This window comes from Streptomyces sp. NPDC030840, from assembly GCF_055572015.1.
In genome coordinates, this window is record NZ_JBVIEE010000036.1 from 75,854 (window position 1) to 87,391 (window position 11,538).

10 protein-coding genes, 1 pseudogene and 1 riboswitch are annotated in these 11,538 nt (G+C 69.4%); of the genes and pseudogenes, 3 read left to right on the plus strand and 8 right to left on the minus strand.

The window, feature by feature from the left end; translation table 11 throughout:
- Positions 1–36: 36 nt before the first annotated feature.
- Positions 37–150, minus strand: a pseudogene (locus ACZ49J_RS43125) (LLM class flavin-dependent oxidoreductase); the annotation flags it as partial.
- A 215-nt stretch (positions 151–365) separates the two neighbouring features.
- Here ACZ49J_RS43125 and ACZ49J_RS43130 point away from each other — a divergent pair.
- Positions 366–833, plus strand: coding sequence for an SRPBCC family protein (locus ACZ49J_RS43130; RefSeq protein WP_467456630.1), 468 nt, complete (start codon positions 366–368; stop codon positions 831–833).
- Positions 834–887: 54 nt separating this feature from the next.
- Here the strand turns inward: ACZ49J_RS43130 and ACZ49J_RS43135 are convergent, their stop codons facing one another.
- From ACZ49J_RS43135 to thrC, 5 genes are all read right to left on the minus strand, one after another.
- The gene (locus tag ACZ49J_RS43135; RefSeq protein WP_467456629.1) at positions 888–2,012 is read right to left on the minus strand and encodes an NADH:flavin oxidoreductase; all 1,125 of its coding nucleotides are present in this window, start codon (positions 2,010–2,012) and stop codon (positions 888–890) included.
- A 270-nt stretch (positions 2,013–2,282) separates the two neighbouring features.
- The gene (groL, locus tag ACZ49J_RS43140; protein WP_467456628.1) at positions 2,283–3,905 is read right to left on the minus strand and encodes a chaperonin GroEL; all 1,623 of its coding nucleotides are present in this window, start codon (positions 3,903–3,905) and stop codon (positions 2,283–2,285) included.
- A 422-nt stretch (positions 3,906–4,327) separates the two neighbouring features.
- Positions 4,328–4,534, minus strand: a complete 207-nt coding sequence (locus ACZ49J_RS43145; RefSeq protein ID WP_030576453.1) for a cold-shock protein — start codon at positions 4,532–4,534, stop codon at positions 4,328–4,330.
- A 441-nt stretch (positions 4,535–4,975) separates the two neighbouring features.
- Positions 4,976–5,251: a MoaD/ThiS family protein gene (locus ACZ49J_RS43150; RefSeq protein ID WP_004000249.1), complete on the minus strand. Its 276-nt coding sequence runs from the start codon at positions 5,249–5,251 to the stop codon at positions 4,976–4,978.
- Positions 5,252–5,418: 167 nt separating this feature from the next.
- Positions 5,419–6,714, minus strand: a complete 1,296-nt coding sequence (gene thrC / locus ACZ49J_RS43155) for a threonine synthase (RefSeq protein WP_467456624.1) — start codon at positions 6,712–6,714, stop codon at positions 5,419–5,421.
- 18 nt (positions 6,715–6,732) lie between these two features.
- Positions 6,733–6,879, minus strand: a riboswitch (SAM riboswitch).
- 191 nt (positions 6,880–7,070) lie between these two features.
- Between thrC and ACZ49J_RS43160 the strand changes: the two genes are divergently transcribed.
- Together ACZ49J_RS43160 and ACZ49J_RS43165 are read left to right on the plus strand one after the other, a co-directional pair.
- Positions 7,071–8,015: a glucosyl-3-phosphoglycerate synthase gene (locus tag ACZ49J_RS43160; RefSeq protein ID WP_467456623.1), complete on the plus strand. Its 945-nt coding sequence runs from the start codon at positions 7,071–7,073 to the stop codon at positions 8,013–8,015.
- A 171-nt stretch (positions 8,016–8,186) separates the two neighbouring features.
- Positions 8,187–9,602: an alpha,alpha-trehalose-phosphate synthase (UDP-forming) gene (locus ACZ49J_RS43165; RefSeq protein ID WP_467456622.1), complete on the plus strand. Its 1,416-nt coding sequence runs from the start codon at positions 8,187–8,189 to the stop codon at positions 9,600–9,602.
- Positions 9,603–10,244: 642 nt separating this feature from the next.
- On the opposite strand, the gene otsB is transcribed toward ACZ49J_RS43165, so the two are convergent.
- Together otsB and ACZ49J_RS43175 are read right to left on the minus strand one after the other, a co-directional pair.
- Positions 10,245–11,162 carry a trehalose-phosphatase gene (otsB, locus tag ACZ49J_RS43170; RefSeq protein WP_467456621.1) on the minus strand — a complete coding sequence of 306 codons (918 nt, stop codon included), beginning with the start codon at positions 11,160–11,162 and terminating at the stop codon, positions 10,245–10,247.
- A 35-nt stretch (positions 11,163–11,197) separates the two neighbouring features.
- A complete protein-coding gene (locus tag ACZ49J_RS43175; RefSeq protein ID WP_467456620.1) occupies positions 11,198–11,425 on the minus strand; it encodes a DUF3263 domain-containing protein in 228 nt (75 codons plus the stop codon).
- Positions 11,426–11,538 lie beyond the last annotated feature (113 nt).

Sequence of the window (11,538 nt, forward strand, 5' to 3'; positions counted from 1 at the left end):
CCGAGCCTGAAATCCGTGTCGGCGACCTCGAAAGGCCTACCCGAACATCACATCCGCGAGTCGGGTGACCTGATCCACGTCCGAGGACCAGCAGTACAGGACCACTTCGTCCGCCCCGATCCCGGCGAACCCGGAAACAGCGTCCCGTACCGCCTCAAAGGGCATGCGGGATTTCGCTGCCGGTCTTCCGTGGGTCACGCACTGGCCGATGACCGTGTGTGTGCCCGCCTGCTCGCGTTCTGCGGCGTCGTTCTGAGTAGCGTGGCGCCGGAGTCCGTCACCGTATCCCGATGCACCCGCCTCCGGCGATCGAATGACGCGGGAGGGCTGTTCACCATCACGCCGAACGCCACTAGCGTGACCGCATGCTCACGGTCGAGGTCACCGAGACGTTTCCGTGCACGCCCGACGAGTTGCTCGACTTCGTGATGGACGTCGAGCGGTACGCGCTGGTGGACCGCAGGCTCCGCCCCGTGCTGTGGACCCGGCGGGAAGGAGATCTGCTGGAGTTCGCGTTCCGGCCGAGACTGGCCGGTCTCCCGGCGCCGAAGACGGTGGCGCGGGCGCGGCTGACTCCGGGCAGCCGCATCGACATCGAACTCGCGCCGCCACCCGCCAACCGTCTGACGAAGCTGGCGTCCGACTTCGACGCGAGTTTCGTCTGTACGCCGGTCGAGGGCGGGACGCATCTCGTCCGCGTCCTCAACTTCCATTTCCGGCCGCCGCTGCGGTGGCTCCTGGAACCGCTGCTGCGGCGACCGCTGACCGCCGAGGCGCGGGAGGAGATGCGGCTGGCCAAGGAGTACATCCAGCGGCAGAAGCGGACCTCCTGAGTCCGCTCCCGCCGACCGGATCAGTTGTGGGGTTCAAGGGGTTCTGCCGAGACTTCAGCTCAGCGACGCCAGGGACGCCGGGTCGTAGGGCGCCAGCTCGTCGAAGCGGCCCGCCAGCACCTTCGCCGCCCACTGGGGGTCCTGCAGCAGGGCACGGCCGACGGCGACCATGTCGAACTCCTCGGCCTCGATGCGGTCCAGCAGGTCGTCGATGCCCCTGACCGTCGAACCCTCGCCGGCGAACGCGCGGATGAAGTCGCCGTCCAGGCCGACCGAGCCGACGGTGATGGTGGGCTTGCCGGTGAGCTTCTTGGTCCAGCCCGCGAGGTTGAGGTCCGAGCCGTCGAACTCCGGGAGCCAGTAGCGGCGCGTGGAGGCGTGGAAGGCGTCCACACCGGCCTCGGCCAGCGGCGTCAGCAGCGCCTCCAGCTCCTGAGGGGTCTCGGCGAGCTTCGCGCGGTACGCCTCCTGCTTCCACTGCGAGTAGCGGAAGATCACGGGGAAGTCCGCGGACACCGAGTCCCGTACCGCCGCGGCGATCTCCGCCGCGAACTTCGTACGGGCCACCAGGTCGCCGCCGTAGGCGTCCGTGCGGCGGTTGGTGCCCTCCCACAGGAACTGGTCGATCAGATAGCCGTGTGCTCCGTGCAGTTCGACACCGTCGAAGCCGATGCGTTCCGCGTCGGCCGCGGCCCTGGCGAAGGCGGCGATGACGTCGTCCAGGTCCTGCTGGGTCATCTCCTTGCCGGTGCCGGGCGTGCCGTCGAGGCGCAGGCCGGAGGGGCCGACCGCCGGGGCGTCCGCGAACGGGGGCTCGCCCGCCTGCCGCACCATGCCGATGTGCCAGAGCTGCGGCACGATCGTCCCGCCCGCCGCGTGCACCGCGTCCGCGACCTTCGCCCAGCCGGCGAGCTGCTCCTCGCCGTGGAAGCGCGGAACGCTGTCGCTCTGCCCGGCCGATTCGTGGCCGACGTACGTGCCCTCGGTGACGATCAGTCCCACACCCGCGGCGGCGCGGCGCGCGTAGTACGACACCACGTCCTCGCCGGGGACGCCTCCGGGCGAGAACATCCGGGTCATGGGCGCCATCGCGATCCGGTTGGGCACGGTCAGCCCGTTGATCGAGACGGGCCGGGACAGGACCTCGGCGGCGCGTGAGGGGGAGGCGGCAAGCGTCACGGTGAAGCTCCTGGGAGAGGTCGTCGGGGAGGTCGGTGGACAGCGAGAAGGGGTGGTGTACCGGCCTGCGGATTCCGGCCGGTATGTGCGTGTGCATTCACTGCCCGTCCGGATCAACAGCCACTGCCCTCACGGCATTCCGCCCCCGCGCTCTCCCACCCTGTGACCCCGGACACGCCCGAGGGCGGCACCCCCTGTTTCCAGGGGGTGCCGCCCTCGGTTCTGGACTACTGGACGGACTGAGCCGATCCGGAGACCCGGGGAGCCGGATCAGAAGTCCATGTCACCGCCCGGCATGCCGCCACCGGCGGGCGCGGCGGCCTTCTCCGGCTTGTCGGCGATGACGGCCTCGGTGGTGAGGAACAGCGCGGCGATCGACGCGGCGTTCTGCAGCGCGGAGCGCGTCACCTTCGCCGGGTCGATGATGCCCTCGGCGATCATGTCGACGTACTCACCGGTCGCGGCGTTCAGGCCGTGGCCGACCTGCAGGTTGCGGACCTTCTCCACGACGACGCCACCCTCGAGACCACCGTTGACGGCGATCTGCTTGAGCGGGGCCTCCAGTGCGAGCTTCACGGCGTTGGCGCCGGTCGCCTCGTCACCGTCGAGCTCCAGCTTCTCGAAGACCTGGGAGGCCTGGAGCAGGGCCACGCCACCACCGGCGACGATGCCCTCCTCGACGGCCGCCTTCGCGTTGCGGACGGCGTCCTCGATGCGGTGCTTGCGCTCCTTGAGCTCGACCTCGGTGGCGGCACCGGCCTTGATGACCGCGACACCGCCGGCGAGCTTCGCCAGGCGCTCCTGCAGCTTCTCGCGGTCGTAGTCGGAGTCGCTGTTCTCGATCTCGGCACGGATCTGGTTCACGCGGCCGTTGACCTGCTCGGAGGCGCCGGCACCGTCGACGATGGTGGTCTCGTCCTTGGTGATGACGACCTTGCGGGCCTTGCCCAGCAGGTCGAGGCTGGCGTTCTCCAGCTTGAGGCCGACCTCCTCGGAGATGACCTCGCCGCCCGTGAGGATGGCGATGTCGCCGAGCATGGCCTTGCGGCGGTCACCGAAGCCCGGGGCCTTGACGGCGACGGACTTGAAGGTGCCACGGATCTTGTTGACGACCAGGGTCGACAGGGCCTCGCCCTCGACGTCCTCGGCGATGATCAGCAGCGGCTTGCCCGACTGCATGACCTTCTCCAGGAGCGGGAGCAGGTCCTTGACGTTGGAGATCTTGGAGTTCGCGATCAGGATGTACGGGTCGTCGAGGACGGCCTCCATACGCTCCATGTCGGTCGCGAAGTACGCCGAGATGTAGCCCTTGTCGAAGCGCATACCCTCGGTGAGCTCCAGCTCCAGACCGAAGGTCTGGGACTCCTCGACGGTGATGACGCCTTCCTTGCCGACCTTGTCCATCGCCTCGGCGATGAGCTCGCCGATCTGGGTGTCGGCGGCGGAGATGGAGGCCGTGGAAGCGATCTGCTCCTTGGTCTCGACATCCTTCGCCTGCTCCAGCAGGGCACCGGAGACGGCCTCGACGGCCTTCTCGATACCGCGCTTGAGGGCCATGGGGTTGGCGCCGGCGGCTACGTTGCGCAGGCCCTCCTTGACCAGGGCCTGGGCGAGGACGGTCGCGGTGGTCGTACCGTCACCGGCGACGTCGTCCGTCTTCTTGGCGACTTCCTTGACCAGCTCGGCGCCGATCTTCTCGTACGGGTCCTCGAGCTCGATCTCCTTGGCGATGGACACACCATCGTTGGTGATCGTGGGGGCGCCCCACTTCTTCTCGAGGACGACGTTGCGGCCCTTGGGGCCGAGCGTCACCTTGACGGCGTCCGCGAGCTGGTTCATGCCGCGCTCGAGGCCGCGCCGTGCCTCCTCGTCGAACGCGATGATCTTGGCCATGTGAAGTGGTCCCTCCAGGACTGGGGGTGATTCCTTCGGACCGCGCCCGCGCCCGCGACGGACGGCTCGCCGGCCTCGTGGTTCCTTGCCCCACCTGGCCTGCGGGCCTCACCGACCCGGTCCTTCGCTGTCACTCTCACCTTCAGAGTGCTAACGCCAATGATTAGCACTCGACCCATGCGAGTGCAAGCGCCTGAGGGTGATCCGCAGGTGAACGCACCCGTGCGCCCGCGCGCGCCCACCCCTCCCCGTGCCACGCGCGCCGACCCCGGGGCAGGTCCCCCGCGCAGTCCCCCGGACAGGCTTCGCACCGTCCCCCGGACAGGCCGAAGGGCCCGTGCCCAGGGGGTCAACTCCCCATAAGGCACGAGCCCTTCGAAGAAGAACGAAGTACGTCGCTGCTGTTTCAGTCGGCGCGCGCTTCAGCCGGCCGCCACGCGGACCATGTCCGCCTGCGGCCCCTTCTGACCCTGCGAGATCTCGAACTCGACCCGCTGGCCCTCCTCCAGGGTGCGGTAGCCGTCCATCTGGATAGCGCTGTAGTGGACGAATACATCCGCACCACCGTCGACCGCGATGAAGCCGTACCCCTTCTCCGCGTTGAACCACTTGACGGTGCCCTGAGCCATGCCTAACTCCCCTATTACTGGCCCTTGCGCAGATCCACACTTCGCGGATCCGGGTCAGACCTCACCCCCCAACGGTTGGGGGTGTGCGCCGGAACGCGTCGACCGCGGCTGAATGTATCTGTCCAACTGCCGTCTGCAACAGGTCAATCGGACGAGAAATCTGGACACGCCCGGTCGGGAATGTACGGAGAATTCACCTGAATTCGGGGCAAGTCGGGCCCCATAAAAGGAACATAAGGCGCAAAAGCCTCGCCCACTTTGGCTGCTTCATATCGGGCGAGCGGCAAGAACTCACATGCACCCGGCGGGAAAGGGGAGCGTGAATCGAACCGAGTTCCCCAACTGTACCGCGCTCAACCATAGAGAATGACCCCCTCCGCTTCTCTCACGGAGGGGGCCATTCGATGAACTGACGGTAACCGTTATTACCGACGGTAATAATCAGCCTCCGGCGACGGCCGGAATGATGGACACGCCCGCCCCGTCCGGAGTCGCCGTCTCCAGCCCCTGCTCGAAGCGCACGTCGTCGTCGTTCACGTACACGTTCACGAACCTGCGCAGCTTGCCCTGGTCGTCCAGGACCCGGGCCGCGATGCCGGTGTGGTTCTTCTCCAGGTCGGCGATGACCTCGGCGAGGGTGGCGCCCTCGGCGGCCACCTCGGCCTGACCGCCGGTGTAGGTACGCAGGATGGTGGGGATGCGAACGGTGACGCTCATGGGGTGGGACCTCCGGTGGGGTACTGCTCGTGGTTGATGGGGGGCAGCGCCCCCAAAAGGGGCGCGGGGCTGTATCACTGTGCGGCTCTGCCGCGTGGGCGCGCCCAGCCACGGACAACCCGCAGTCCAAAGACGCCCCGCAGTCCTACGGCGCTCCGGGCGGAGCCCTACGCGAGGCCCGCCTCGCGGAACGAGTCCAGGTTGGGACGAATGGTCGCCGTCATCCCCGTACCGGCAACCGCGTCCAGCGTCTTGAGCCCGTCACCGGTGTTGAGGACGACGGTCGTCAACGTGGGGTCGAGGACACCGTTCTCGATCAGCTTGCGCGTCACACCCACGGTCACGCCACCCGCCGTCTCCGCGAAGATGCCCTCCGTGCGCGCCAGCAGCTTGATCGCGTCCACGATCTGCTCGTCGTTCACGTCCTCCACGGCCCCGCCCGTCCGGCGGGCGATGTCGAGCACGTACGGACCGTCCGCCGGGTTGCCGATGGCGAGCGACTTGGCGATGGTGTCCGGCTTCTGCGGCCGGACGACGTCGTGGCCGGCCTTGTAGGCGACGGACACCGGGGAGCAGCCCTCGGCCTGCGCGCCGAAGATCTTGTACGGCTTGTCCTCGACGAGCCCGAGCTTGATCAGCTCCTGCAGCCCCTTGTCGATCTTCGTCAGCTGGGAGCCGGAGGCGATGGGAACCACGATCTGGTCGGGGAGCTGCCACCCCAGCTGCTCGCAGATCTCGTACGCCAGCGTCTTGGAGCCCTCGGCGTAGTACGGCCGCAGGTTGACGTTGACGAAGCCCCAGCCCTCGCCTGCCGGGTCGCCGATGAGCTCGGAGCAGAAGCGGTTCACGTCGTCGTAGTTGCCCTCGATGCCGACGAGGTCACCGCCGTAGACGGCGGCCATGACGACCTTGCCCTGCTCCAGGTCGTGCGGGATGAAGACACAGGAGCGGAAGCCGGCGCGGGCGGCGGCGGCGCCCACGGCACCGGCGAGGTTGCCGGTCGAGGAGCAGGAGAGGGTGGTGAAGCCGAAGGCCCGCGCGGCCTCAAGGGCCTGGGCGACGACCCGGTCCTTGAAGGAGTGCGTGGGGTTGCCGGAGTCGTCCTTCACATACAGTCCGCCGGTCACGCCGAGCTCCCGCGCCAGGTTGTCCGCCTTGACGAGGGCGGTCCAGCCGGGGTTGAGGTTGGGCTTGCCGGCCACGTCGGCCGGGACGGGCAGCAGGGGCGCGTAGCGCCAGATGTTCGCGGGGCCCGCCTCGATGCGCTTCCTGAGCTCCTCCGTGTCGTAGGAGGAGAAGTCGTACGCGATCTCCAGCGGGCCGAAACACTCCTCGCAGGCGAAGACCGGTCCGAGGAGGACGCGGTGACCGCACTCGCGGCAGCTCAGGGCCGCGGCGGGGCCGAGGTCGACGGTGGAGCCGGCGGCGGGGGTGGATTCGGTGGCAACAGTCTGCGCAGCCATGTGAGGCGAGGCCCTTTCTCCTCATCTTCCTCACGACGCATCTCGCCGTGAGACGGATTTGGCACCTTCCCTAGCCGGGAGCCTCACCACATCGACGTGGTCAGACCGGCTGGAGGGTTGCCGGGGCTTCATCGGGCCGTGTCCCTCTGCCCCTCTGGATGAGCGGTATGCGGTTGTGTCTGCGGTTGTGTACGTGCTTGTTGATCTTTGAAACGCGACGGTGACCCCGCAATGCGATGGTCATCCGCGTTGTTCAAGACTGTAACCGAAGGCCAGGAGAGTTGAGATAGCCGTCCGAACCGCGAGATGGATCACACGCAGAGTTACCGTGGTCGAAGAGTGAGGAGCCCCAGACTGTGCTGGAAGAAGTCGAGCGCTGGCTGAGCACACGCTCCTGGTCCGTGACCGATCGCCCGCTCCACCGCGTCCTGGCCGCCAAACGTCACTCGGGCCAGTCGGTCAGTGTCGTGCTGCCCGCGCTCAACGAGGAGGAGACGGTCGGCGAGATCGTCGCCATCATCCGTCACGACCTCATGCAGCAGGTCCCGCTCGTCGACGAGATCGTCGTCGTCGACTCGGGATCGACGGACCGCACGTCCGAGGTGGCCGCCGCCGCGGGCGCGACGGTGGTGCACCGGGACCGGATCCTCCCCCGTCTCCCGGCCGTGCCCGGCAAGGGCGAGGTCCTGTGGCGCTCCCTGCTGGTCACCCGCGGGGACATCGTCTGCTTCGTCGACGCGGACCTGAAGGAGTTCTCGTCGGACTTCGTCCTGGGGATCGTGGGCCCGCTGCTCACCGACCCGGGCGTCGACCTGGTCAAGGCGATGTACGACCGCCCGCTCGGCGGCGCCGCGGGCCAGGGCGGCAGGGTCACCGAACTCATGGCGCGCCCCCTGCTCAACATGCACTGGCCGCAGCTCGCCGGCTTCGTCCAGCCGCTGGGCGGCGAGTACGCGGCCCGGCGCTCACTGCTGGAACGGCTCCCCTTCCCCGTCGGCTACGGGGTGGAGCTCGGCATGCTGGTCGACGCCCTCCACCTGGTGGGCCTGGACGCCCTCGCCCAGGTCGACGTCGGCGTCCGCAAGCACCGCCACCAGGACGGCCAGGCCCTCGGCCGCATGTCCGCCGCGATCTACCGCACCGCCCAGCTCCGCCTGGCCCGCGGCCACCTGATCCGCCCGGCCCTGACCCAGTTCGAACGGGGCGCGACGGGCTTCGAGCCACGCACGTACTCGGTGGACACGGAGGAGAGGCCGCCGATGACGGAGATCGAGGAGTACGCGGAACGCAAGGCGGCGTGATCGTAAAGGGGCGCGGGGCTGTGTCGATATGCGGCTCCGCCGCATGGGCGCGACAAGCCACGCCGAACCCGCACGCGCGCAACAACAGTTCCCCCCGAGCTCATAGGCGCCCTGGGCCACACGACGGAACCGCACGTTTGAGCGGATGCGACAGGGGCTAGGTTGACGAACATGGCCTCCGCTTCCACCACCGGCGCCCCCATCCTCGTCGCGTCCAACCGCGGCCCGGTCTCGTACACCCTGGACGAGACGACGGGCGAGCTCACCGCCAAGCGCGGCGGAGGCGGCCTGGTCTCGGGGCTGTCGGCGATCGGGCCGGAAGCCGGCGCGGTGTGGGTGTGCTCGGCACTGAGCGAGGGCGACCGCGAGGCCGTACGGCGCGGAATCGGCGAGCCCGGCGTGCGGATGCTCGACATCGACGCCGCCACGCACGCGGACGCGTACAACGGCATCGCCAACTCCGTGCTCTGGTTCGTGCACCACATGCTGTACCAGACGCCTCTGGAGCCGGTCTTCGACGCGGAGTTCCGGCGGCAGTGGGCGTCGTACGAGGCGTACAACCGGGCGTTCGCCGAGGCGCTGGCCGAGGAGGCGGCCGAGGGCGCGGCGGTGCTGGTCCAGGACTACCACCTGGTCCTGGTCCCGCGGATGCTGCGCGAACTCCGCCCCGACCTGCGCATCGGCCACTTCTCGCACACGCCGTGGGCGCCGCCGGAGTACTTCCGGATGCTGCCCGACGACATCGCGGCGAAGGTGCTGCGCGGCATCCTCGGCGCGGACCGGGCGGCGTTCCTCACGCGGCGCTGGGCGGACGCCTTCACGGACTGCTGCCACGCGGTGCTGGGGCCCGGCATCCCGTCGGGGACGCGGATCGGGGTGCACGGCCTGGGAGCCGACGCGGACTTCCTCCGCCGGCGGGCACACGAGGCCGACGTGGACGAGCGGATGGTCTCGTTGCGGGAGCAGATCGGCACGGCGCCGGACGGGAGCCCGCGCCGCTCGGTCGTCCGGGTGGACCGCACCGAGCTGTCCAAGAACATCGTGCGGGGACTGCTGGCGTTCGGGCAGCTGCTGGAGGACGAGCCGTCGTGGCGGGAGCGGGTCGTCCATGTGGCGCTGGCGTATCCGTCCCGGCAGGACCTCAAGGTGTACCGGGACTACATGGACGAGGTGCAGCGGGTCGCGTCCGCGATCAACTCTCGGTACGGCACCGAGGACTGGACCCCCGTCGTCCTGCACCTGAAGGACGACTTCGCGCGGTCCCTGGCGGCCTACCGGCTGGCCGACGTGGCGCTCGTGAACCCCATCCGCGACGGTATGAACCTGGTCGCCAAGGAAGTGCCGGTCGTCTCCGACGAGGGGTGCGCGCTGGTGCTGTCCCGGGAGGCGGGGGCGTACGAGGAGCTGGGCGAGGACGCGGTGGTCGTGAACCCGTACGACATCGCGGGGACGGCGCGGGCTCTGCACGAGGCCTTGTCGCTGCCGCCGGGTGAGCGGGGTGAGCGTACGAAGCGGCTCGCCGCCGCGGCGACGGCGCTCCCGCCGACGCAGTGGTTCCTGGCCCAGCTGCACGCGCTCGACGCTTAGCGTTCACTTTCAGCTCATTGCAATGATCGCAGCCCAGTCATTGCATTGCCTACATAGCCATTGCAACGATTTCACCATCCCCACCTGGACTTACTCTATTGCTGTGCAATAACAGCATTGAGACATCCATGAATGCAACGTAGCGTTTCCGGTATCAGAAACGAGGGGCAACCCAGTCTTCCGGAAGGACGCCGCCATGCAGTCGCCGCTTTCACAGAAGTCCGAGGTGGCGACTGAGGCCGGCCCCGGACCGGTGGCCGCCTTCGCCCGGTTCGTGCTCTTCGGCGGCGGCATCGGAGTCCTGAGCAGCTTCGCAGTGCCGTTGCTGGCCATGGTCATGCCCTGGGCGGCCGCGAACGCGGTCACCACCGTCGCCTCCACCCTGCTGTGCACCGAACTCCACGCCCGCTTCACCTTCGCCCGAGGCCGCAGCGCCACACTGCGGGAACACGGGCAGTGCGCGGGCTCGGCGATCGCCGCCTTTGTGACCACCGGCCTCGCTGTCTGGGTCCTGCACCTGGTGCAGCCCTCCCCCAGCGTGCTCACCGAGCAGATCGTCTACCTCGGTGCCTCCGGCCTCGCCGGCACAGGCCGCTTCCTCGTCCTGCGCCTGTGCACCTTCGCCACAGCGGCGAACAGGCGTCAGGCCACGGGGGAGCCGATCGCCGTTGCCAGTCCGCCCAGCAGCCGTACGACACCCGCCGGACCGTCCACCACCAGATCCGCCCGCTCCGCCAGCGCGGTGACCTCGTTGCTGCCACTGCACACCAGCAGTCCGGCCGTGCCCCGGGCGCGCAGCTCCTCCACGGCGGCGAAGGCGGGAAGGTCACCGAGGTCGTCCCCGGCGTACAGCACCGCTTCGGCGCCGACCTCGCGCACGTACTCCCGCAACGCCACCCCCTTGTCCACACCCGGCGGCCGGAGTTCGAGGACCATACGGCCGGGTTCGACCACGAGGCCGTGGCGGGAGGCGAGCTCGGTGAGCGGCTCGCGGAGGGCGTCGAAGGCGGCCTGCGGGTCGGAGGCCCGCCGGGTGTGGACCGCGACGGCCCGGCCCTTCTCCTCGATCCAGGCGCCCTCCGCGGTCCCGGCCGACGCGAGGACACCGGGAAGTTCGGCGCGGACCGCGGCGACACCCGGGTGGGGCGGGGGCGCCGTCACGGTGCCGGTGACCGCGTCCCACCGCTCCGCCCCGTAGTGGCCGAGGACGACCAGGTGCTCCAGTCCGTCCACGCCCGAGAAACCCCCGTGCCGGACCGCCACACCGGCCGGACGGCCCGTGATCACGGCCACGGAGGCGATCTTCGGGGCGAGGGCCGCGAGCGCGGGGACCGCCTCGGGGTGGGCGCGGGCCTGTTCCGGGTCGGGCACGATCGGGGCGAGCGTCCCGTCGAAGTCCAGCGCCACCACGACCCGGCCGGGGCGGGCGAGGATCGTGTCCAGCGCGTCCCGCCCGGCAGGGGTCGCGGGCGTCGGCAAGGAGGCCGCGGGGGGCCGCGCGGACGGCGTGGTCGGGGCCGTGGGGGTGCCGGGTTCCGTCGGTTCCGAGTGGGTGCCCATACCGTGACCCTATCCAGGCACCGGCGGGCGCACTCTCACCTCTCCGCCCGCCGCGCGTCCCGTACCCTCCGCAGCCGGTTCACCGTCACGGGGTCGTGCTCCAGGGCGCGTCGGTCGTCGAGCAGCGCGTTGAGCAGCTGGTAGTAGCGCACCGGCGCCAGCCCCAGCTGCTCGCGTATGGCCCGCTCCTTCACCCCGGGGCCCGCGAAGCCGCGGCGCTCCAGGGCGAGGATGGCCAGTTCACGCGGGCTCAGCTCGTCCATGCCGGAAACCGTAGCCCCCGCCACTGACATTGATATTGCTAGGCAGGTTCTGGTGGTCGTGGCTCTGCCACTGACTGACGTCCTGCTGGGCTGTCTTCCAGATGTTCTGCCCG

Bases quoted from the DNA above. Each gene is read 5' to 3' on its own strand.
- ACZ49J_RS43130 (WP_467456630.1), top strand. From the start codon at position 366: ATGCTCACGGTCGAGGTCACCGAGACGTTTCCGTGCACGCCCGACGAG.
- groL (WP_467456628.1), bottom strand. From the start codon at position 3,905: ATGGCCAAGATCATCGCGTTCGACGAGGAGGCACGGCGCGGCCTCGAG.
- ACZ49J_RS43145 (WP_030576453.1), bottom strand. From the start codon at position 4,534: ATGGCTCAGGGCACCGTCAAGTGGTTCAACGCGGAGAAGGGGTACGGC.
- ACZ49J_RS43150 (WP_004000249.1), bottom strand. From the start codon at position 5,251: ATGAGCGTCACCGTTCGCATCCCCACCATCCTGCGTACCTACACCGGC.
- thrC (WP_467456624.1), bottom strand. From the start codon at position 6,714: ATGGCTGCGCAGACTGTTGCCACCGAATCCACCCCCGCCGCCGGCTCC.
- ACZ49J_RS43165 (WP_467456622.1), top strand. From the start codon at position 8,187: ATGGCCTCCGCTTCCACCACCGGCGCCCCCATCCTCGTCGCGTCCAAC.
- otsB (WP_467456621.1), bottom strand. From the start codon at position 11,162: ATGGGCACCCACTCGGAACCGACGGAACCCGGCACCCCCACGGCCCCG.
- ACZ49J_RS43175 (WP_467456620.1), bottom strand. From the start codon at position 11,425: ATGGACGAGCTGAGCCCGCGTGAACTGGCCATCCTCGCCCTGGAGCGC.